The organism is Enterocloster sp. (genome assembly GCF_057861365.1).
Genome location: NZ_DBMACH010000009.1, coordinates 116355 through 136673, shown reverse-complemented (window position 1 = coordinate 136673; position 20319 = coordinate 116355). Strand labels below are relative to the sequence as shown.

General features: G+C 41.1%; 26 protein-coding genes and 1 pseudogene. 21 read left to right on the top strand and 6 right to left on the bottom strand.

Translation table 11 applies throughout. The annotated features are described in order from the left end of the window. The first annotated feature begins 126 nt into the window (after positions 1-126). Positions 127-1941 carry an ATP-dependent zinc metalloprotease FtsH gene (gene ftsH / locus ACZM6M_RS11500; protein ID WP_117502266.1) on the top strand — a complete coding sequence of 605 codons (1815 nt, stop codon included), beginning with the start codon at positions 127-129 and terminating at the stop codon, positions 1939-1941. A 131-nt stretch (positions 1942-2072) separates the two neighbouring features. On the opposite strand, the gene ACZM6M_RS11495 is transcribed toward ftsH, so the two are convergent. Together ACZM6M_RS11495 and ACZM6M_RS11490 are read right to left on the bottom strand one after the other, a co-directional pair. Beyond that, entirely contained in the window at positions 2073-3431 is a 1359-nt protein-coding gene (locus ACZM6M_RS11495; RefSeq protein WP_175301090.1) for a relaxase/mobilization nuclease domain-containing protein, read from the bottom strand. Next, positions 3398-3721, bottom strand: coding sequence for a MobC family plasmid mobilization relaxosome protein (locus ACZM6M_RS11490; protein ID WP_117502270.1), 324 nt, complete (start codon positions 3719-3721; stop codon positions 3398-3400). The genes ACZM6M_RS11495 and ACZM6M_RS11490 overlap by 34 nt, the downstream gene beginning before the upstream one ends. 250 nt (positions 3722-3971) lie before the next feature. On the opposite strand from ACZM6M_RS11490, the gene ACZM6M_RS11485 reads away from it, so the two are divergent. Both ACZM6M_RS11485 and ACZM6M_RS11480 read left to right on the top strand, forming a co-directional pair. Beyond that, on the top strand, positions 3972-4346 hold the full coding sequence (locus ACZM6M_RS11485; RefSeq protein ID WP_117456472.1) for an MmcQ/YjbR family DNA-binding protein: 375 nt from the start codon (positions 3972-3974) through the stop codon (positions 4344-4346). Then, the gene (locus tag ACZM6M_RS11480; protein ID WP_117502272.1) at positions 4343-4777 is read left to right on the top strand and encodes a flavodoxin family protein; all 435 of its coding nucleotides are present in this window, start codon (positions 4343-4345) and stop codon (positions 4775-4777) included. The genes ACZM6M_RS11485 and ACZM6M_RS11480 overlap by 4 nt, the downstream gene beginning before the upstream one ends. A gap of 57 nt (positions 4778-4834) precedes the next feature. Here the strand turns inward: ACZM6M_RS11480 and ACZM6M_RS11475 are convergent, their stop codons facing one another. Beyond that, positions 4835-5035 (bottom strand): helix-turn-helix transcriptional regulator, encoded by a 201-nt coding sequence (locus ACZM6M_RS11475; RefSeq protein WP_005344265.1) that lies wholly within the window; start codon positions 5033-5035, stop codon positions 4835-4837. A 56-nt stretch (positions 5036-5091) separates the two neighbouring features. After that, positions 5092-5823 carry a helix-turn-helix domain-containing protein gene (locus ACZM6M_RS11470; RefSeq protein ID WP_008688138.1) on the bottom strand — a complete coding sequence of 244 codons (732 nt, stop codon included), beginning with the start codon at positions 5821-5823 and terminating at the stop codon, positions 5092-5094. 194 nt (positions 5824-6017) lie between these two features. Between ACZM6M_RS11470 and dinB the strand changes: the two genes are divergently transcribed. From dinB to ACZM6M_RS11445, 5 genes are all read left to right on the top strand, one after another. Next, a complete protein-coding gene (gene dinB / locus ACZM6M_RS11465) occupies positions 6018-7265 on the top strand; it encodes a DNA polymerase IV (protein WP_489490439.1) in 1248 nt (415 codons plus the stop codon). Between the two features lie 14 nt (positions 7266-7279). Next, on the top strand, positions 7280-7492 hold the full coding sequence (locus ACZM6M_RS11460; RefSeq protein WP_118576025.1) for a LexA family protein: 213 nt from the start codon (positions 7280-7282) through the stop codon (positions 7490-7492). A gap of 12 nt (positions 7493-7504) precedes the next feature. Then, positions 7505-7744 (top strand): hypothetical protein, encoded by a 240-nt coding sequence (locus tag ACZM6M_RS11455; RefSeq protein ID WP_005344271.1) that lies wholly within the window; start codon positions 7505-7507, stop codon positions 7742-7744. Between the two features lie 250 nt (positions 7745-7994). Next, the gene (locus ACZM6M_RS11450) at positions 7995-8567 is read left to right on the top strand and encodes an ArpU family phage packaging/lysis transcriptional regulator (protein ID WP_008688147.1); all 573 of its coding nucleotides are present in this window, start codon (positions 7995-7997) and stop codon (positions 8565-8567) included. Between the two features lie 9 nt (positions 8568-8576). Next, positions 8577-8948 (top strand): hypothetical protein, encoded by a 372-nt coding sequence (locus tag ACZM6M_RS11445; RefSeq protein ID WP_118576124.1) that lies wholly within the window; start codon positions 8577-8579, stop codon positions 8946-8948. A gap of 76 nt (positions 8949-9024) precedes the next feature. On the opposite strand, the gene ACZM6M_RS11440 is transcribed toward ACZM6M_RS11445, so the two are convergent. Beyond that, positions 9025-9231, bottom strand: a complete 207-nt coding sequence (locus tag ACZM6M_RS11440; protein WP_082210884.1) for a DUF6219 family protein — start codon at positions 9229-9231, stop codon at positions 9025-9027. A 179-nt stretch (positions 9232-9410) separates the two neighbouring features. Here ACZM6M_RS11440 and ACZM6M_RS11435 point away from each other — a divergent pair, with 179 nt between their 5' ends. From ACZM6M_RS11435 to eno, 13 genes and pseudogenes are all read left to right on the top strand, one after another. Then, complete coding sequence (locus ACZM6M_RS11435; RefSeq protein WP_008688152.1) at positions 9411-9728, top strand: helix-turn-helix domain-containing protein; 318 nt, start codon at positions 9411-9413, stop codon at positions 9726-9728. A 150-nt stretch (positions 9729-9878) separates the two neighbouring features. Beyond that, positions 9879-10091, top strand: a complete 213-nt coding sequence (locus ACZM6M_RS11430; RefSeq protein ID WP_024720749.1) for a sporulation initiation factor Spo0A C-terminal domain-containing protein — start codon at positions 9879-9881, stop codon at positions 10089-10091. A 4-nt stretch (positions 10092-10095) separates the two neighbouring features. Next, positions 10096-10527 carry a hypothetical protein gene (locus tag ACZM6M_RS11425; RefSeq protein ID WP_118576027.1) on the top strand — a complete coding sequence of 144 codons (432 nt, stop codon included), beginning with the start codon at positions 10096-10098 and terminating at the stop codon, positions 10525-10527. Between the two features lie 326 nt (positions 10528-10853). Next, complete coding sequence (locus ACZM6M_RS11420) at positions 10854-11327, top strand: sigma factor-like helix-turn-helix DNA-binding protein (RefSeq protein ID WP_172677496.1); 474 nt, start codon at positions 10854-10856, stop codon at positions 11325-11327. A 580-nt stretch (positions 11328-11907) separates the two neighbouring features. Next, positions 11908-12273: a type II toxin-antitoxin system PemK/MazF family toxin gene (locus ACZM6M_RS11415; protein WP_118576031.1), complete on the top strand. Its 366-nt coding sequence runs from the start codon at positions 11908-11910 to the stop codon at positions 12271-12273. 136 nt (positions 12274-12409) lie between these two features. Continuing rightward, positions 12410-12598, top strand: a complete 189-nt coding sequence (locus ACZM6M_RS11410; protein ID WP_118576033.1) for a hypothetical protein — start codon at positions 12410-12412, stop codon at positions 12596-12598. A 67-nt stretch (positions 12599-12665) separates the two neighbouring features. Further along, positions 12666-14078, top strand: coding sequence for a recombinase family protein (locus ACZM6M_RS11405; protein ID WP_118576035.1), 1413 nt, complete (start codon positions 12666-12668; stop codon positions 14076-14078). A gap of 121 nt (positions 14079-14199) precedes the next feature. Then, positions 14200-14712, top strand: a pseudogene (locus tag ACZM6M_RS11400) (sigma-70 family RNA polymerase sigma factor); the annotation flags it as partial. A 114-nt stretch (positions 14713-14826) separates the two neighbouring features. Further along, positions 14827-14982, top strand: coding sequence for a hypothetical protein (locus ACZM6M_RS11395; protein WP_167544877.1), 156 nt, complete (start codon positions 14827-14829; stop codon positions 14980-14982). Positions 14983-14984: 2 nt separating this feature from the next. After that, positions 14985-15611, top strand: a complete 627-nt coding sequence (locus ACZM6M_RS11390; RefSeq protein WP_066547758.1) for a stage V sporulation protein AA — start codon at positions 14985-14987, stop codon at positions 15609-15611. Then, the gene (locus ACZM6M_RS11385; RefSeq protein WP_242962986.1) at positions 15598-16035 is read left to right on the top strand and encodes a stage V sporulation protein AB; all 438 of its coding nucleotides are present in this window, start codon (positions 15598-15600) and stop codon (positions 16033-16035) included. Before ACZM6M_RS11390 ends, ACZM6M_RS11385 begins: the two co-directional genes overlap by 14 nt. A gap of 17 nt (positions 16036-16052) precedes the next feature. Next, positions 16053-16508: a SpoVA/SpoVAEb family sporulation membrane protein gene (locus ACZM6M_RS11380; protein ID WP_066547763.1), complete on the top strand. Its 456-nt coding sequence runs from the start codon at positions 16053-16055 to the stop codon at positions 16506-16508. 33 nt (positions 16509-16541) lie between these two features. Continuing rightward, on the top strand, positions 16542-17825 hold the full coding sequence (gene eno, locus ACZM6M_RS11375; RefSeq protein WP_489490438.1) for a phosphopyruvate hydratase: 1284 nt from the start codon (positions 16542-16544) through the stop codon (positions 17823-17825). Here the strand turns inward: eno and ACZM6M_RS11370 are convergent. Next, a complete protein-coding gene (locus tag ACZM6M_RS11370) occupies positions 17820-20042 on the bottom strand; it encodes a helix-turn-helix domain-containing protein (RefSeq protein ID WP_418762431.1) in 2223 nt (740 codons plus the stop codon). The two genes, eno and ACZM6M_RS11370, sit on opposite strands and share 6 nt — an antisense overlap. Positions 20043-20319: the final 277 nt, after the last annotated feature.

Below are 20319 nucleotides of genomic sequence, written 5' to 3'. Positions count from 1 at the left end.
GGAAAATCTGGATTCAGATCAGCTGATCTGTTATCCGCTTCTGTCCAAGGGCGAAGTCAGATGGCAGAATAAATAATACGAAAATGCACGGAGAAAGCATATCGCAGAACAACAGGAGGAAAGACCATGAAAGAAGTTAAAACACCGAAAAAACCACTGGCATATTATTATGGGATTGTGTTAATAGTGCTGATTGTATTTAATCTGGTTGTCGCACCAATCCTTATGGAGCATCAGGTAAAGGAAACGGATTATGGAACTTTTATGAGCATGATCGAGAAGAAGAATATCGGTGAAGTAGAAGTTAAGGACAATCAGATCATCTTTACAGATAAAGATCAAAAAAATATTTATAAAACAGGTCTGATGAACGATCCGAACCTGACGGACAGGCTATATGAATGTGGAGCAGTATTCGCAAAAGATATCGATAAGCAGATGTCACCGATCATCAGCTTCCTGCTGACCGGGGTTTTGCCATTGATCCTTTTTATCGCACTGGGAAATTATATGGCGAAGAAACTGATGGAGCATGCCGGAGGAAAAAATTCGATGGCTTTTGGAATGGGAAAAAGCAATGCGAAGATTTATGTGCAATCCAGTGAGGGAATCCGTTTTTCAGACGTTGCAGGAGAAGATGAGGCGAAAGAAAACCTTTCAGAGATCGTTGATTATCTTCACAATCCGAAGAAGTATACCGATGTAGGTGCGTCTATGCCAAAAGGTGTCCTTCTTGTAGGACCTCCGGGAACTGGTAAAACAATGCTTGCAAAAGCAGTTGCGGGTGAATCAAATGTACCATTTTTCTCAATGTCCGGATCAGAATTCGTAGAGATGTTTGTCGGTATGGGAGCTTCCAAGGTTCGAGATCTTTTCAGACAGGCAAAGGAAAAGGCACCATGTATCGTGTTTATTGATGAAATTGATGCTATTGGTAAAAAGCGTGACGGACAAATGGGCGGAAATGATGAGAGGGAGCAGACCTTAAATCAGCTTCTTACAGAGATGGATGGATTTGAAGGAAATAATGGTGTCATCATTCTTGCTGCAACGAACCGTCCGGAGTCGTTAGATCCGGCACTTACACGTCCGGGACGTTTTGACAGGCGTGTGCCGGTTGAACTGCCGGATCTTGCAGGACGTGAAGCAATTTTAAAGGTTCATGCAAAGAAGATAAAAGCATCTGATGATGTTGACCTGCATACGATTGCACGTATGGCATCCGGTGCATCCGGTGCGGAGCTTGCCAATATTATAAATGAAGCAGCATTACGTGCTGTCCGTAGTGGAAGGACCGTTGTAAATGAATCTGATCTCGAAGAAAGTATAGAAGTGGTTATTGCAGGATATCAGAAGAAGAATGCGGTTCTTTCAGATCAGGAGAAGAAGGTTGTTGCATATCATGAGATAGGACACGCTCTGGTAGCTGCATTGCAGAGCCATTCAGCACCGGTCCAGAAGATTACGATCATCCCGCGTACCTCAGGTGCACTCGGCTACACTATGCAGGTTGAGCAGGGTGATAAATATCTGATGACGAAAAAAGAACTTGAGAATAAGATTGTTACATTTACAGGCGGACGTGCGGCAGAGGAGATCGTATTTGGTGAGATCACGACAGGAGCCTCCAATGATATCGAACAGGCAACAAAAATTGCAAGAGCGATGATCACCCGCTACGGCATGACAGATGAATTCGACATGGTGGCAATGGAAACCGTGACCAACCAGTATCTTGGCGGCGATACGTCTCTTTCCTGTTCCACAGATACCCAGAAGGAAATTGATGAAAAAGTCGTGCAGCTCGTAAAAGCAGAGCATGAAAAAGCAAGAAAAATCCTTTCCGAAAACAGGGAAAAACTGGACGAACTGGCTATGTACCTGTATGAGAAGGAAACAATTACAGGTGACGAATTTATGGATATTTTAGACAGAAAATAATGTAGTTAATTAGATAATCATCTTCCACATGGAATACATCTTCCACCAGCATATTAAGGGTGATAGGGTAGAGCAATAAAACAGATTAGATGGAAAGGGAAGAGGCACCGTTACATAGGTACCTCTTCTTTTTAAAGAGTTGGCTCTTTCCCTGATACAGGAATTTGTATCTCCGGAGCATTGAGCAGTGCTGTGAAATTCTGCTGAATGATTTCCAGAGTTTTCAGCTTTTTCTGTAATTCCTGTTTTTCCCGAACAGTAGAAGTCTGTTCAGATTCAAGATTTTCAATCTGCTTCTGGATTTTATTAGAGCTTGGGATTTTGGTAATACCGAGATCCTGAAGCTCTTTTTTTAGTGAATCGTGGAGCTGGTATTCTGCCTGATGTTTGGTGCGGTATACTTTTGGGTTTTTGGCAGATTTGCAATCTTCAATCACTTTACGGCAGAGTCGGTAAGAATCGCAGTGCTTTTGAATGATTTTCTGTGTGCTTAGCTCACTGTTAATTTGTATTATTCTCTGTTCAGCCGCTTTAACAGAAGCATCAACATCAGAAATATGCTGCTGGAAATCTTCATAATTCAGCAGATTATTTTCGGAAAGATAGTTGAAGGTGCGGGCTGTCTCTTTTAGATTATTTAGTTTTGCCCAACGTTCAAATCCTTCTCGATTGCCGGTTGTAACATACGTGGAGATATTGATATACAGGCGAGCTTCTCTGGATAGATGCTTTGGAGTTTTCACTTTGTTACGATTTTTAGCCAGGCGGATGCGGACATTTTCTTCTGAATAATAGCTTCCGAGAGATTTCATATAAGTGAAATTCTTCTGCTCTGGTGCACGGAAGGATAGGTGTTTTCCTTGGCGGACTTCATATCCGGCTAACTGCATTTTTTGTAGAAATTCCTCATAGTTAATGGAAGTCCAGATTGCCTTATCAACTGAAACACGTAGCTTGGCTTTCCAACTGGTGCCACGATGATATTCGATGTTCTCTTTATAGCTTTTACCTTTTTCTCCGGTTGGCATACTGGTGGCAAGTCCATTTTCATGGCAGATACGATTACTGATCCGGCAGATTTTATGGTAGCTCCGCTTATTGGAAACATATTTGTGATAATCAACAAAACTTGCTGCATTAAAGATGATGTGGTTATGAATGTGGTTTTTGTCAACATGGGTACTGATCACGTATTCATATTTTCCTTTCAGTACTTCGTCTGCAAATTGTTGTCCTAAGCGATGGGCAGTTTCGGCATCAACTTCTCCAGGTTTAAATGACTGAATCAGATGAAATGCCAGGTTATCACCTTTGTCCATTCCATTCTTTTTCGTCATTTCTCTAGTCATGGAAAATTCAAGATCTGCAGTTTCCGGGGAACAGCCAAAACTGGAAACTAACAGTTTTTCATCTGTTTTATCTGGATTCGTGATGTAGTCCAGAGCTTTCTTGTCTGTTACTTTAATTGGGAAGATCTTAAGATACGCCATAGTTCTTTCACCATCTCTTTCAATTCTTTCATTTCCTCCGGGTATAGATCTCCGGTGGTATTTACCTTTTTTGCAATCTGATTGATATTTACGCCAATCTTGTGCATTTCCTCATACTGTTTCTTCAGCGGAGTAGTGTCGGTGTTGACGATGTAACCGTCGATTGCCATTTTACGAAGATAAGCTCCCATGTTTTTGGTCTTTGATTCAATCATCTTTCTGCGGATAAGCTTCCGCTCTTCTTCTGTGACATAAAAATGGATTTCTTTGTTTCGCTTTCTTTCAGCCATTGGTGGGTTCTCCTTTCTGAGAGGGCAGTAGTATCGTTGCTTTCAGCGTTTTTTCAATTTAGGGCAGGGTACCCTGAATTGGGATTTTTCGGAAGTGTATCCTCACTTCCTGTCCTTGCTGTTTTACCCCTCTATTAGCTAAAGTCAGAAGAATAAGAGAAATGCAAAAGAATTTGGCATGTAGTATGACATACGAAAATGTGGTATGATTATGGACAGGATATCAGAAGAATCAGGAGTTGAAAAGATTGTGAAGACGGAAGAAATCTTTGAATACGTGCAGAAACAGTACGGTACAGTTCCGGAATATTTATGGAGTAAATCGCCAGACAGTGCGGTACTTCGTCATAAAAATGGAAAATGGTATGCAGTATTCATGACAGTTGAGAAATCTAAGTTGGGATTAGAGGGAAATGAGCTGGTTGACATCATGGACGTAAAGTGCGATCCAGAAATGACCAGCATGATTATTCAGACTTATGGATTTTTACCAGGATATCATATGAATAAGCAGCACTGGATCACGATTTTACTGGATGGTTCAGTCAGTGAAGCAAAGACATTGGACTTTTTAGATATGAGCTATGACCTGATTGACGGAACAGACAGAAAGGAAGAAAAATGAGAACAGCGATAGTATACGCATCTGTGCATCATGGAAATACAGAAAAATTAGCAAAGAGGATCGCAGAAGAATGTCAGGTGGATTTGATTGATGCTGTGATACAGCCAGATGCAGATCTGAGCAGTTATGATATGATTGGGTTTGCATCAGGAATCTATTTTTCAAAGTTTCATCAGTCGATATTGGAATTTGCAGAGAAGAATTTACCGAACGACAAAAAGATATTTCTGATCTGTACTTATGGTGGAAGTGCGAATTATAAATCCATAGAGCAGATTTTGGATAAAAAACATGCCAGTGTGGTTGGAAAATTTGGCTGTAAAGGGTATGACACATTCGGACCATTTAAACTGGTTGGAGGTATTGCAAAAGGACATCCGAATGAAGAAGATATGAAAAACGCAGTGGACTTTGTAAAAGGAGTACACTAATTTTTGAGCAAAAGGAAAACCGGGGATTTTACTCCTCGGTTTTCTGGCTGTTATGCTTCAGTCTTCAACTTGAAAAATATCTTCTACAGGCACTTTCAGGTAATGTGCCAGCCGGATTGCAATCTCAAGAGAGGGATTACGTTCTCCACGTTCGATGCGGCCTATAGTCTGACTGCAGGAACCTATGGCTTCAGCCAAATCTGCTTGAATGAGATTCCGTTCTTCACGAATATCTTTTAGTGTATTATTGATTGCCATTCAATCACTTCCTTTGCTTATTGTTATCAGCAGAATTGTGAACCTGCTGTTGAAATCTAATGGAATCCCGGAATTTCTGCACCTTTGCATTTCCCGATTACTTTTCCAAAAATCTTAAAAGAGTCAGATTCCAAAACCTGGATAGGACGATATTTTTGATTTAAAGAAATCAGATAAACACCATCTGGCTCATCGTGTAATTCCTTGATGTAAGTATTGCCGTTGAGATAGAAGATTCCAATTTCACCATTAGCAAGAGAATCTTTTTTCTGAATCCATGCGACATCGCCTGTATGATAAAGTGGCTCCATACTGTCACCGGAGATCCGTACACCAAAGTCAGTCTGCTCAGGAGCAAGGTGTCCTACATCATAAGTTTCTTTTACAGAATCTTCCAGGTAATTCCCAGTACCAGCAGAAACTGGTTCCCAGGTAATTTCTACAGGATGATGGAATGGGATAATCTTTGCAGACAGTGGAGAAAACTTTTTAGAAGCTTTCAAAATATCAGCAAATTCAATCAATTTATTTCTGCCTTCTTCATTTAATCCACTCATAATGTTATATGGGTTTTCTCCAAAGAAGGATTCATATATATCTTCGATATCAAGTAACTGGCAAAGTGTCAGGAAAACATGTAAAGCTGGTTCTCGTGCATTGGTCTCCCATTTGGAGATTGCTTTTGTAGTGACCTGAATACCTTCTTGAGAAAGCAGGTCTACCAGATCTGATTGAGAGTATCCTTTCTTTTTTCTATTTTCTGCTAATATTTCCCCGAAATCACGCATTTGTTCGCCTCATTTCTATTTGAATTTTCTATATGCATTATACCGTATGTTAGAAATAAAATCAACAATAATCTCCGAAATGGAGAAAATGCAACCAATATGTCACTTGACTATCTCCGGAATGTCGATATATACTAAACATACAGAAATTGATAAGACATTATGTTGAAGGAAACAGCTGGGAGGTGAAAAGTTTGAGTGAGCGTGTGATCCTGCATAGTGATATGAACTGTTTTTACGCCAGTGTAGAAATGCTACATCATCCGGAATTTGCCGGAATGCCTCTGGCAGTAGGTGGCGATCCGGAAGCCCGGCATGGAATTGTACTGACAGCAAATTATATCGCCAAGAAAAAAGGAGTAAAAACCGGAATGGCATTATGGCAGGCGAAACAGGTTTGCCCGGAAATTATTTTTGTACCGCCACGGATGGATTTATATTTGCGATTTTCACAAATGGCAAGAGAAATCTATTCAGAGTATACAGACAAAATTGAGCCATATGGAATTGATGAAGCCTGGCTGGATGTATCAGGCAGTGGAAATCTGAAAGGAAGCGGAATGACAATTGCGAGAGAAATCAGCCATCGGATTAAATACGAACTTGGAGTAACAGTGAGTATTGGAATTTCCTGGAATAAGATTTATGCGAAACTCGGCTCGGATTATAAAAAGCCGGATGCAATCACAGAGTTTAATCGAGAAAATTATAAAGACAGGATATGGCATCTTCCTGCGTCAGATTTGCTTTATGTCGGAAGACAGACAAATAAGAAATTGCAAAAACTTGGAATCCGGACAATCGGGCAACTTGCGGAATCAGACGAAAAGTTGTTAGAGAGCCATTTTGGAAAAATAGGAAATGTATTATGGGCTTTCGCAAATGGCTGGGATGAAGATCCGGTTTGCAAGGAAGGGTATGAAGCTCCAGTAAAGTCGATAGGTAATAGCACTACAACATCGAGAGATCTGGAAAATGATCTGGATGTCTGGATCATTCAAATAGCATTGGCAGAAAGTGTAGCTGCACGATTGCGGAAACATGGATTTAAATGCAAAACAGTAGAAATTACAGTTCGAGATAATGGATTGTATAGTTTTTCCAGACAGATACATTTACGACAGCCAACGAATATTACAAACGAGATTGTAACTGCAGCATTTCAGCTATTTAAAGATAATTATAAATGGGAACATCCCATTAGAAGCCTGGGAATCCGAGCTGCGGATCTTGTGTTAGATGATATTCCCGTGCAGTTGGATTTATTTGGAAATCAGGAGAAAAAGGAAAAGTTAGAGAAGCTGGATCGTACTGTAGATGAGATCAGACGACGGTTTGGTTATTTCAGTATACAGCGAGCGGCAATGTATCAGGATAAAGTCTTATCCCACTTAGACGCTGGTACGCACACGATCCATCCACACAGTTATTTTCATGGGTAATTGGAGGGATAGATTTGAAAAAAGCATTAACCAGAAAACAGAAAGAAAGTTATCAATGTATTTTGAATTATACGAAGGAGCATGGATACCCGCCGACAGTCCGGGAATTTGGAGAGTTGATCGGGGTGAAATCAACATCATCTGCTTTTTTCAGAATCAAGCAGTTGGAGCAAAATGGATATATCCGCAGAATCCCGGCATCACCAAGAGCAATCGAGATTTTATAGTGAGGTGTCGGCATGAACAAAGTATATGTAGATGTAGTGGCAGAGTTTCGGAAAGACGGGCAGCTGGTTCCCATATTTTTTACATGGGAGGATGGAAGAAAGTATAGCATCGACAGAATTTTGAAAATCGAGCGATGCGCCAGCAGAAAGGCAGGCGGTGTAGGAATGATGTACACCTGTATGATACAGGGGCAGGAAAGCCACTTGTTTTATGAAGTGGATAAATGGTTTATGGAGAGAAAAACAGCATAAGGAGAGATTGGTATAGACGATATTATTTGGATTATTAACCGGCAGGGATAGTCACTTTCCCTTTATATTCCTGCAGGTTTTACATAAGAAGATGGATTCCGGTCAGCAAAGGCAGCTCCCACAATGCCTTTTGGATATCCGATTCTGCAAGTTGTAGTAAGTAATTGCTTCCCATCAAAATCATGGGGAAAGCGAACTGGGCTGAAAGACCGCCAGTTAGTGTGATGATGATAAGGAGATTTTGAAACTGATGACAGACAGAGATTATGCAATTAAATCAATGAAAGAAATTACCTTCCAGATGGCAAGTCATGCACAGGATTATCTGGAAGTTACAATCGAAAGACATTATACTGATATTAAAGAATTGATGACAAGCTATCAGAAATTGATTTTGGAAAATCAGATTGTGTTAGAAGAACTGGATATGGAATGCCAGGAGAAAATCAATGAAGATATGGCATATGCATTGAGTTATCTGAGCATTTATAACAACCAGCTGAATGTGCCAAAGATGCACCGGGAGATGAATAATCTGATGATTATTTATGGATTGTCGGACATGATCTATCGGGGAATGACTTTGGTGAAGTTCTATGCACCAAATGGTGTGATGCTCAGTGAAATCCTTCATTCCTGTTTTTGCAGTCATTATAATAAGACAGATGTGGAAGTACAACAGGAGTTAGGAATAGGCAGGACTTCTTTTTATAAAATGAAGAAGCAGGCACTTGGGTATTTAGGATTTTATTTTTATGAGATCGTGGTACCGCAGGCAAAGGATAAAAGATTTAAACCATCACTGGGCGTTGAGGAAGAGTAGGTGAGTAATATGAGATACGAAGATTCGATGAAAGGTGTAGCTAATCAGATAATCAAAGAACAGCAGCGAGCCAGTAAAATTAAAAACAATCCAGAAGAGTTCCATTGGCATGACGAATATGCAACGTTGAATTTCTTTCGGTTTATCTGTAAAAATATCGGTAACTTGGGAAATAGAGAAATTGAAAAAATGGTCACACGCTTAAAGAGCATAGATCAGAAAGCAGTGGAAAACCATGTGAATGGTGCTGTTTGGGCATTTGATTATGATAAGATGTTCTGTGTATTGATGGAAAATGAAATTTGCCGAAAGGTGTGTGAAAAGAATAAATATAATAGTTGGATGAAGCTGATTGGACAGTATTGTATTTCAATGGCTTAAAGATAAAGAAAGTTGCTGGAGAGAAAAAATATTCTCCAGCAACTTTGTCTTTGATGAATAAAGGTCAATTTTTTATTTAACTATTCTCACTATTATTTGATTTAGTGATTTTTTTCTTCTTTGGAGAAACCAGTTTGTGACCGGAATAAATGGACATGCCCATACAAAGCAATGAAGAATAGGCAAAGTATTTATGTGCAGTCATAGATTTTTTGATTCCAGAATAAATGCATCCCAACATACAGAAAAGTGCGCCTAAGGACCAGTATTTATGTGATTTCATGATTTGATACCTCCTTTGATTTAACTGATTCAATCATAACGCTTTTTTACGAAAATGCAAAGAAAAACTTTGGATATAGTTCCGTAGAATTAGAACTTGGTTTTGCGATTCTGTATATTTAAGATATCCACAAGTATACTAAATTCAGAACGATTATTCGTTCTGGAGGAGGTGTTACGATGGATTTGAAAGCAGTTGGACAGCGAATCAAATCAGCACGAGAAGCAAAAAATCTCACGCAAGAGGAACTGGCTGCATTAGTAAATTTGAGTCCGACGCATGTGAGTGTAATAGAGAGAGGCTTGAAAGTTACAAAATTGGATACCTTTGTTGCAATTGCAAATGCATTAGATGTTTCGGCAGATACGCTTTTGATTGATGTTGTGGCACATTCAGTCACAGGTGTTACCAATGAGTTGACAGAGAAAATAGAAAAACTTCCGATCAAAGAGCAGAAAAAAATCATCAAAGTAATTCATACATTATTGGAAGAGTAATATGACAAATTGGGAAGAGCAAGTAGCTCTTCTTTTTTTGACCATTTATTCAGATTTAAGTGGTAAAGTGTCTTTTCATGATAATAGAAATATGCTAAATTGGTTCTATAGAACAAGACGTAATTCCAGTTATATATCGGAGGAAAATGAATGAGAGAGAAAACTATTTATGAGAAGATTGCAGAAAAGTACAACACAACACCAGAAGAAGTACGCAGAGAAATGCAGATAGCCATAGATGCAGGATTTGATAATCCTGATCCGGCTGTGCAGGAAGAATGGAAGAAAATGACACTTAAAGGAGAAAGACCTACACCGGAAGAAGTAATCAATTACGCAGTAAAAAAACTAAAAGGAAAATAAAAATATGAAGAAAAAGATAATTGCATTGATTTCAGGAGCAGTGATCTTGATAATTGCTGCAGGAAGTATTTATGGGAAATCTGAATCTGGTCATAAGGAAGGCGAACCGGATGTAGTTGGAACATTTTCCGTAAATCGAGATGAAAATATTACCGTGGTTGCTAACCGGGGACATATCGAGGATAAAGAAGCTTTTGCAAGAGAACTTTTGCAGATGTACAAGGATGATTCATTTTATTCTACAAAATTCTCCACAGACAGGGGATATGCGACGAGCCTTGATATGAACATCTATTTATGGAAAGAGGATATTGAAGATGGGGAATCGGTAATGACAGCCGAATATAGACCTGTAGAATACGGAAAGGACTATGATGTAGTCAATAATCCTGATAAATTTCAACTATATATAGATGGAAAAGAAGTAGAAGAATAACACGGTGAACTTTTTATACTGAAATATGTACGATTCTAATAATGAGATGAACTTATGGGAATGTATTGCGGATATTTTGTGAACTTTATCCTGATACAATGATTATGCTGATGAAAGAAGGCATAGATAACTGAATACAAGAAAGAGACGAAAGCCTCAGTAGTTAAGAAAAAACTACTGGGGCTTTTTTTCGTGCCTGAATTTCTCAGCCAATAACTGCGGGCGTATCCCGGCAGGATAAAGGCGGAGCAGGCATGATCCTAAACAGAGGTCCGCCTTCTGGATTTGAAACGAGCAACAAGATTTCAAATTCAGGAGGAACGGATATGTATATTGAACACCCATATTTTTACGAAGGAAAGTATTACGCAAATATTGATGGAGAAATGATCGAGATTACAAAAGAAGTTGCGTATGCGATGAATAATTTTTACAGAAGCAGCAAGGCAAAAAAAGTTGAGATTAAGAATGAACTGGGTGAGGTTGTGGATAAGATGCTGAGAGAAGTACCTTACAGCGGTCAGTCCATTGATGGAGAAGGCTTTATGATTGAGGATTTTCCAGATCTGAACTGTGATGTGGAGCACTGTGTACTGACAAAAATGGAACAGCAGGATATTCACAAAGTGATCAATCAGCTGAACTCAGAGGAACGCATGATTATTTATGGCATTTTCTTTGAAAACAAGACACAGACACAGATGGCGGAGATTATGGGGATTTCCAGACAGATGCTGTCATACAAGCTGAAATCCACTCTTAATAAGATGCGTGAAATGTATATGAATAAATTTTTTTAAAAAATTTTTCAAAATCTTTTGCATCTGCCAAAGTCATTTGACTTTAGTAATTAGAGGAAGTTAAAGGACTTCCTAAAATGAACCATGATAACTGAATATCCAATAATAACTGACGTGACATTTCATGCAGAGAGCACGAGGAAGATGCCGCTATAGGATTATAAGACAAAACCAAGATTTTTAGCTCAGTCTGTAATGCTGCGAAAAAGCACTGACCGAAGCCAGCTGGCAGGCTGGTGATGCGATGATATGTATGAGATGCGATACACTTGCAGATCCTGAGAAGTCTGTAACTGGTAAACCTATGAACTGCTGGAGCCTGGAAACGAGAGTTTTCGGGTTGTGGTCTGGAGTATGCATTCGGGCAGGTTATTATTCCCTTCTTGCATATGCGGGAGTAACGATTCGGGGTATCGAGGATAAATAGAATCGAGCGAGCACTGTTTAATAATCAAATTGGCTATAGAGGTTATGCGGCAGAGCTTTCCTTATGGGAAAGAAACTCTGCCGTATTCCTGTGGAGCCAATATAGCGCTATGGATGCTTTACAAATAGAAATAATAGATTGGAGAGAGGACAAATGACAATCCGCAGAGGAGATATTTTATGGGCAGATCTCGGTATGTTTCCTACAACATCTGTTCAGGGTGGTGTAAGACCGGTGATCGTAGTGAGCAATAATAAAGCCAATACATACAGTTCAGTCATAACGGTAGTTCCGCTGACATCAAGAATATATAAGAAACGGTATTTGCCAACACATGTATTTATCAGTAAATATGATATGACGGGAATACGAAAAGGAAGTTTGGCACTGGCTGAACAGGTTATGAGCATTTCTACGAAATGTATTATTGAGAAATGCGGAAGAGTGAACAAGTGGAGCCTGGATCGGGTACTGAAAGCAGTACGGATTCAGATGGGAATGAACGAAAGAGGGAACTGATATTTCCGCTTTCGACAATTCATCAGAAAATGACGTCGTTAAATGTTGATAACACAAAAGAATGACAATACAGGACGAGCGGTTCTTGTGATTTTTTAGAGACGATTGAATATGATTTATAAAGGGAGGGATTGCGATGGCATTAAAAATTGTAAGAAGATATGACGCAAATGGTAATGTAATCGAAGATAAAGATTTAGAAAGATTCAGATTGGATTCCCCAGTGGTTCGTCAGATATTATATCAGATGAATAAAGAGATGGGAGCAGTTGATAATATTAAAGTCGATGCATCTGAAAAAGAAATTTCATATAACTTACATTAAAGTATAAAATAGGTTGAAATTATTTCTGAAGGATGGTATATTGTACTTGAGAGGAGGAAAGAGAGAGGTGAGAAACATAAGAATCGGAAAGAATACCTCAAATAATAAAAAAACAGGATTATATATCAGAGTTTCTACAAATGTTCAGTTTGAAGAAGGATATTCAGTAGGTGCTCAGACAGAGAAACTTGAAAAGTATTGTAATTACCAGGAGATTGATAATTATGATCTGTACATTGACGGTGGTTATTCGGGAAGTAATCTGAACCGACCGGAGATGAAACGTCTTATTAAAGAAATTCAAGAAGGCAAAGTTGAATCTGTTGTAGTTGTTAAACTTGACCGTTTGTCCAGAAGTCAGAAAGATACGATTTATCTTCTGGAAGATGTGTTTGAAGCAAATGGTGTTGGATTCATTTCATTAAATGAAAATTTTGATACAACAACACCATATGGAAAAGCTATGGTAGGTATTTTATCTGTATTTGCTCAGTATGAACGAGAAAATATTCGTGAACGTACACAGATGGGAATTACAGAGAGAATCAAAACTGGAAAATGGCGTGGTACGAAACCACCGTTTGGTTATGATTATAATAATGGCGATGATGTTCTTGTACCAAATAAAGATGCAGAAACAGTCAGAAAGATTTTTGCATTGTATAAGGAAGGTTATTCCACGTATGCACTGGCAAAGATGTTTGATTTAAAAGGAGACAAGCAAGTGTCCGATATGTTATCCAGGGTGACATACATTGGAAAGCTTAAATATAATAAGGAAATCGTTGATGGTCTTCACGAACCGATAGTTGATAAAAAATTATTCGATGAAGTTCAGGAATTGCGAAAAACAAGAACAAGAGCAACTTCTCATAAATCACAGTATTTACTAACAGGTTTAATATATTGTGGATTATGTGGTGCGAAGATGCGTTATCAAAAATGGAGTGGCGGAAGAGTGATGATTTATTGTTATTCACTAGATCATAGCAAGCCGCACCTGGTTAAGAATCCTAATTGTCAGAATGGAAAGTTAGATGCAGCTGAAGTTGAAGAAGTTGTTGTTAATGATATGCTGAAATTATCAAAAGAATATGAAATAATTGAGGGAAAATCAGAACAGCAAAATCAAAAGGGATTTGAAGCTATGAACCAGAGAAAAACAGTTCTTGAAGGAAAGCTGAAATCTTTGTATAATTTATATGCATCTGATACCAATAACAATGTCCTGTTGGAGACGATTGGTGAGATTAACAAGGAACTGGAAAATCTGAATACACAGATTGAACAGTACACCTTAAAGAACACAAGAGCTAAAGATATGGCAGCAAGAGCGAAAGCATTCAAAAGTGTTGCTGACAGCTGGGAGTTCATGTCTTTCAATGAAAGACAAAAGACTGTACGTGAATATATCAAGAAGATCAAAATATCGAATGATTATGTTGAAATCGAGTATAATGATCTTTTGACACGACAGTAAAATACATTTCTATAGTTAATACATCGCAAGGGGATACATCTTCTTGCGTGTAAAATTTCATATATCTTATTCAAGATAATTACCCTATTGGATAAAGGAAATTTCATAATTTCCACTATAATACATTATCCCTATGATCGCAGGAGAAATCCGGCGTTTTATGAGAGATGACGGAATGATAAAGGTAAGCCGTTCCGTTAAGGAGCTGGGCTTTAAGGCCAGAAATGCCGCAGAAGAGCTGACTAAAATACTGGGACGGGAGCCTACCATTGAAGAGATTGCAGAGAAAACAGGGGCCAGCCGTGAGGAGATAGCAGCGTCCCTGGAGGCGGCGGCAGAGGTGGAATCCCTCTATAAGCCATTGGGAAACAGCGGTGACAAGGAACTGCTTTTGATGGACCGGCTGGAGGAGGAGCATGACAGCCACGAAGAACTGTTAAACCATCTTGTTTTAAAGGAACTGATGGAAGGACTCACAGACCAGCACAGAGAAATCATATTGAGAAGGTATTTTTACAGCCAGACTCAGACTCAGGTAGCAAAGGCGCTTAACATTTCTCAGGTACAGGTTTCTCGTCTGGAAAAACGGATCTTAAAGGAGATGCGGAAACGCTATGAGGAGGGAAGCAGCTGAAAAATAGTTGAATAGAAACGATAAAAAAACCCATACTACCATCAGCGGATAAAGGCAGACGAAATCATCCTTGTCCGCTGATGATGCATCAAAACCGGAAAGGATGTGAGACGCATGAAATCAGGAAAATATAAGTGGATCATCGGCATTCTGGCAGCAGCAGCGATTCTTTTGGGCGTTTTTGCGTGGTATGCAGTCTGGGGGATCAGAGACAAAGGATACGAGAACGAGGGAGTGATGGTTTATATTCAAAAATGTCAGGGGGTATGAATATGACCCATACGGTTTATGTAAAGCTGGATGAGATTACGGAACTGACCCACAAAGATATTCTTTTAAAGGATGTTGCCCAGGTCTACTGCCGGGATCAGAATATACAGAATAAATGCAGCGTATGCAGGATCATGACCGTGCGCTCAGATGAAGCCCATCGGTATGTGATGAGCGCTCTGGATGTGACCAAAAAGCTGGAGGCTCTGGATCCGGGGATTGAAGTGGAGCATATGGGAAAGACAGACTTTATCATTGCCTACAAGCCGGCCGCTCCTCCTGCCTATGGACGGCAGTGGTGTAAGACAGCCTGTATCTGCCTGATCAGTTTTTTTGGAGCGGCCTTTGCTATTATGACATTTAATAATGATGTGAGCGTCACCAGCGTATTTCATGAGATCTATCGTCTGGTGATGGGGTATGAGGCAGCGGGCTTTACTGTGCTGGAGGCAAGCTATTGTGTGGGGCTGTCTCTTGGGATCATGGTGTTCTTTAACCATATTTCTGCCGGCAAGGTGAATACAGATCCGACTCCTCTGGAGGTAGAAATGCGGCTTTACGAGGAAAACATCAGTAAAACCCTCATTGATAATGCACAGAGGAAGGAGAAAAAGATTGACATTTCTTAAATATGCGTTCCTTATCTTTTTTGGGATCTGTGCAGGAGGCGTGATCGCTGCAGGTGTATATGCCTTTTTAGCTATGATCGGTGTGTTTGTCCGTCTTATGGGGCGGACAAACACCGGGAAAAAGGCGCGTCTGTATGAAAAATGGATTATAGCAGGAGGGATTTTGGGAAATGCAGCAGACATTTATGAAATCCCCATGATACTGGGCAAAGGCCCCGGAACGCTTTTTTTAACGGCAGCAGGCCTTTCCATCGGCGTTTTTGTCGGCTGTCTGGCTATGTCATTAGCAGAGACTTTGAAGGCTCTTCCTGCCATGAGCCGCAGGATCGGTCTGGCGGCAGGGCTGCAGTATCTGATACTGGGCATTGCTGCAGGGAAGTTTGCCGGGGCCTGGATTTATTTCTGGAAGGGACTGGCCGTTTAGCTGAGGAGGAAGTCATTATGGAAATTGATAAAAAGAAATATGAGGAATATGTAAAGCGCATCACCCCGGTTCATGCGTTCTGGCCGACTCTGGGAAAAGCCTTTCTTACGGGTGGCCTGATCTGCACCTTGGGCCAGTTTATAAATAACTGGCTGATGAACAGCCGGGGATTGGAGCAGGAAGCGGCAGGAGCCTGGACCTCTCTGACACTGATCCTTCTCAGTGTTCTCCTCACAGGCTTTAATATTTATCCCAAACTGGTAACCTTTGGAGGAGCCGGCGCTCTTGTTCCCATCACCGGATTTGCCAATTCTGTGGCGGCCCCGGCTATTGAGTTTCACGCAGAGGGAGAAGTATTTGGCGTGGGATGCAAGATTTTTACCATTGCAGGCCCAGTGATCCTCTACGGGGTTCTTGCAAGCTGGGCGTTAGGAGCCGTGTACTGGATCGGCGGGATGATGGGAATTTTTTAAATGGTAAATTGACTGTGGGAAAGGAAAAGGAATATGAAACGTTTGGAAATCGCATCTGTTACAGGAAGAGAAATTCTGGATTCCAGGGGAAATCCTACGGTAGAAGCAGAGGTCCATCTGACAGACGGGACTATGGGCCGGGGAACAGCTCCCAGCGGCGCTTCCACCGGAGAATTTGAAGCATTGGAGCTGCGGGATCACGATCTGGACCGATTTGGCGGAAAAGGTGTTTTAAAGGCAGCAGAACATATCCGTACAGATATCCATGCAATATTGCGGGGGATGGATCCCTGTAATATTTATGAGGTGGATCATGCCATGATCAAGGCAGACGGCACAGCAGACCGGTCAAAGCTGGGAGCCAATGCCATTTTGGCGGTATCTATGGCCAGTGCAGCGGCAGCGGCCAATGCCCTGGGACTTCCGCTGTACCGTTTTCTGGGAGGCGTCAATGCGGGCTGCATGCCGCTTCCCATGATGAATATTATAAACGGAGGAGCCCATGCGGCAAATACGGTTGACGTACAGGAATTTATGATCATGCCCGCAGGAGCAGAAAGCTTCAGGGAAGGACTGCGCTGGTGCGCGGAGGTGTTTCATGCCTTAGCCGCATTCTTAAGAGAAAAGGGGCTGGCTACTGCTGTAGGCGACGAAGGGGGATTTGCTCCGGATCTTGAAAGCGATGAGGAAGCAATCCTCTGTATTTTAGAGGCGGTAAAACGGGCCGGATACGAGCCGGGAAGGGATTTTGTGCTTGCTTTGGATGCGGCGTCCAGCGAATGGAAAGGGGAAAGGATGGGAGAATATATTCTTCCCAAGTGCGGAAAAAAGTTTACCTCTTCAGAGCTGACAGAGCATTGGAAGAAATTGTGTGAAACGTATCCCATATATTCCATTGAGGATGGTCTTGATGAAGAGGACTGGGAAGGATGGAAGTATATGACAAAGGAACTGGGAAACAGGATCCAGCTGGTAGGCGATGATCTTTTTGTTACCAATACAAAGCGGCTGAAAAAGGGTATTGGATGGGGATGCGGTAATTCCATTTTGATCAAGCCCAATCAGATCGGAACGATTTCAGAAACGCTGGAAGCGGTCCGGCTGGCCCGCCGGTCCGGGTACACGGCGGTTATTTCCCACCGCTCCGGAGAAACGGAGGATACAGCGATCGCCGATCTGGCAGTTGCCCTGAATACGGGACAGATCAAAACAGGGGCTCCCAGCCGGAGCGAACGGGTGGCAAAATACAACCGTCTTTTAAGGATTGAAGAAGAGCTGGGAGAAAGAGCAGAGTTTTTGGGAAAGGGCGCTTTATAGACCGGAGGCTGCTTTTTCACGCATTTCTTTTGGTGATACGCCGAATTTTTTCTTAAATGCCCGGCGGAAGGAAGCCGCATTGTTGTAGCCCGTATACTGGTACAGCTCAGAAATGGAAATCGAGGATTCCAGTACCAGTTCCTTTGCCTTTGCCATCCGCAGTTTTTCCAGATATACGGAAAAATTTTCAGAAACTTCTTTTTTAAAAAGAAAGCTGAAGTAATTTTCCGAAATATGGAATTCCTCAGAGATTTTAGAAAGAGATAAGGAGGAGTCCATATAATTACGATTCAGATAATTCTGGATTTTCTGGATCAGTTCATTGGAGTCGCCGCAAGAGCCATAAAAGCTGCACAGCTGCAGTGCGATGGACTGCAGGGAATCCAGGCTGATCTCATTTTCAAACTGACGGTCGATCAGATCCAACAGCTCCTTTCGTTCCGGAGCATCTGTTAAGGATGGGTCAACAGACAGGCGTTTTCTGAAAAGAACCGTTCTTATATCGGAAACAAGCCAGCGAAGCTGTGTAAAGGAAAGGGTGCGTTTCTCCAGGTTTTCTTCCTTTAAACAGGAAAAAAGAGCTTCTGTCTGAGAACTGCTTCCGGTAGAAATAAAGCCGCTTAGCTGTACGGCAAGACTTTCAGGAAAATAGTATGTATCGGTGGAGGAATCAAGACGCAGGCTGCTGATGATACAGCGCTGATCGGTAGTCATGGACCATGCGTTGTGGGCTTCCTGGTATGATTTCCAGATATAGGGAACTACTTCACAGATATTTCCCAGACCGCCCCTGATCTCAATATCATAAAGCTTTAAAAGCTCCTGATGGACCGAACGGAATATCTGTATATTCTGTTCGGTATTTTCATTGTCCGAACGAGCGGAGGGAACGGCAATTAAACAGGCAAAGGCAGCATCGCCGGGTTTATAGATATGTCCGGTGTCGGGAAAGTAGCGCTTCAGCGCTTCCTGTACCAGGATATCATGGTTTTCAATACACAGCTTTAGGGCTTCTGCATCCAGGTTATGGGCATGGCGGGGAGCTGCCCCTATATAAAGAACCTGATAGCGGCATCCTTCCCGTTTTAAGCCCAGTTCAGAGGTGATCCGCTCCATCTGTTCATTCGTTGTAATATTACCCTCCATCACTTTACGGATATAGGATTCCGATACAAGAGGCTTTGCCTGTTCTACCATAGTAGTCAGGGCAGAAGCCAGATGATGCTGATTTTCCAGTTCACTGCTCAGATCGGCAACGGATCTGCTGTTATAAGCCGTTAAAAGGACGATAAAGCCACTTTCTAACAGTACGGTCAGAATGATCAGTACAATCGAAAGCCGCTGGTAGTTTTCAGCAGAATAATAAAGGGTAGAAGAGGGCTGAATGAGATACCAGTTCCAGCCGTTATAGTCCGATACTGTCTGTACTGCGCTTATGGAACGCCCCTTGTCTTTAAAATCAGCCGTTTTATCCGAATAGGAAAGACCGAAAAGAAGCTGCAGGTCAATCTCAGGAGAGGCAGAGCCGCGGATGGAAAAACAAGGGCTGCCATCTTTATCCAATGCACAGATCTGATAGTCGTCTGACAGGCGGATTTCAGGAAAAAGGCGTTCCATGCTGTTTCGATCAACCATAAAGCAGAGGACGCTGTTTACCGTTCCATTTATGGAAATAAGAGAGCTGCTTACAGGGCAGATATAGAGAAAGCTATCTCCTTCATTGACCGGAATAAATGTTCTCCATGCAGACGGGGACATTAAGTCGACGGAAAATGTGTAGCGGGAATCATGCTTTCTGGCAAGCTCCAGTTCGGAAAAGAAGTTGGAGGATAAGATATATCCGCTGTTTTTCAGATAGATAAACAGCTGTCCGCCTGTATTCAGCTCCTTTGAAGGGAGAATCAGTTTAAGCTGCTCTTGAACCCTCCATGCGGAGTAAGAAAAGGATTCCGTTTCCATATTCTCAGAATCTGCCAGGGCTTTAAAAGAAGAACTGGAAGAAAGCTGCAGGCTGGCAGTATGGATCTGTTTTAAAAGATCATCCATCTGACGGACAGAGGATGAGAGTACGCTGACTGTCTGGGAATGGAGCCCTTTTTTTAAATGATGGTAGGATGTATGATAAAAAATAGCTGCGCTGATCAGCATCAGGGCCAGAATAAAACTGTATGACAGTGCAAGCCTGTTTTTAAAGGATATGTTTTTTAGTGTTTTCATAGGTGCCATTATAATATAAGAACGGGAGAGAATCAACTGAAAAAGAGAAAAATGTATGTTATCCGTAAAAAATGTGTGTTTTGCAGTGCAGATCTTAATGGAAACGTGAAAAAACTTTGAATGCTATAAAGAAAAAGAAATAGACGTAAAAACAAAGAATTTCATGAAAAATGCACAATGAAATGAAATTTTAACAGTTGATATGAAGCAGTAAGAGTGATAATTTTGTAGACACATAAAAACGTGTGGTGAAATCAGCATACGAAATCTATGATCT

Excerpts from the sequence above, each read along its gene's own strand:
- ftsH (WP_117502266.1), top strand. The coding sequence starts at position 127 with ATGAAAGAAGTTAAAACACCGAAAAAACCACTGGCATATTATTATGGG.
- ACZM6M_RS11495 (WP_175301090.1), bottom strand. The coding sequence starts at position 3,431 with ATGGCGTATCTTAAGATCTTCCCAATTAAAGTAACAGACAAGAAAGCT.
- ACZM6M_RS11490 (WP_117502270.1), bottom strand. The coding sequence starts at position 3,721 with ATGGCTGAAAGAAAGCGAAACAAAGAAATCCATTTTTATGTCACAGAA.
- ACZM6M_RS11480 (WP_117502272.1), top strand. The coding sequence starts at position 4,343 with ATGAGAACAGCGATAGTATACGCATCTGTGCATCATGGAAATACAGAA.
- ACZM6M_RS11475 (WP_005344265.1), bottom strand. The coding sequence starts at position 5,035 with ATGGCAATCAATAATACACTAAAAGATATTCGTGAAGAACGGAATCTC.
- ACZM6M_RS11470 (WP_008688138.1), bottom strand. The coding sequence starts at position 5,823 with ATGCGTGATTTCGGGGAAATATTAGCAGAAAATAGAAAAAAGAAAGGA.
- ACZM6M_RS11455 (WP_005344271.1), top strand. The coding sequence starts at position 7,505 with ATGAACAAAGTATATGTAGATGTAGTGGCAGAGTTTCGGAAAGACGGG.
- ACZM6M_RS11450 (WP_008688147.1), top strand. The coding sequence starts at position 7,995 with ATGACAGACAGAGATTATGCAATTAAATCAATGAAAGAAATTACCTTC.
- ACZM6M_RS11445 (WP_118576124.1), top strand. The coding sequence starts at position 8,577 with ATGAGATACGAAGATTCGATGAAAGGTGTAGCTAATCAGATAATCAAA.
- ACZM6M_RS11440 (WP_082210884.1), bottom strand. The coding sequence starts at position 9,231 with ATGAAATCACATAAATACTGGTCCTTAGGCGCACTTTTCTGTATGTTG.
- ACZM6M_RS11435 (WP_008688152.1), top strand. The coding sequence starts at position 9,411 with ATGGATTTGAAAGCAGTTGGACAGCGAATCAAATCAGCACGAGAAGCA.
- ACZM6M_RS11430 (WP_024720749.1), top strand. The coding sequence starts at position 9,879 with ATGAGAGAGAAAACTATTTATGAGAAGATTGCAGAAAAGTACAACACA.
- ACZM6M_RS11425 (WP_118576027.1), top strand. The coding sequence starts at position 10,096 with ATGAAGAAAAAGATAATTGCATTGATTTCAGGAGCAGTGATCTTGATA.
- ACZM6M_RS11420 (WP_172677496.1), top strand. The coding sequence starts at position 10,854 with ATGTATATTGAACACCCATATTTTTACGAAGGAAAGTATTACGCAAAT.
- ACZM6M_RS11415 (WP_118576031.1), top strand. The coding sequence starts at position 11,908 with ATGACAATCCGCAGAGGAGATATTTTATGGGCAGATCTCGGTATGTTT.
- ACZM6M_RS11410 (WP_118576033.1), top strand. The coding sequence starts at position 12,410 with ATGGCATTAAAAATTGTAAGAAGATATGACGCAAATGGTAATGTAATC.
- ACZM6M_RS11395 (WP_167544877.1), top strand. The coding sequence starts at position 14,827 with ATGAAATCAGGAAAATATAAGTGGATCATCGGCATTCTGGCAGCAGCA.
- ACZM6M_RS11390 (WP_066547758.1), top strand. The coding sequence starts at position 14,985 with ATGACCCATACGGTTTATGTAAAGCTGGATGAGATTACGGAACTGACC.
- ACZM6M_RS11380 (WP_066547763.1), top strand. The coding sequence starts at position 16,053 with ATGGAAATTGATAAAAAGAAATATGAGGAATATGTAAAGCGCATCACC.
- eno (WP_489490438.1), top strand. The coding sequence starts at position 16,542 with ATGAAACGTTTGGAAATCGCATCTGTTACAGGAAGAGAAATTCTGGAT.
- ACZM6M_RS11370 (WP_418762431.1), bottom strand. The coding sequence starts at position 20,042 with ATGAAAACACTAAAAAACATATCCTTTAAAAACAGGCTTGCACTGTCA.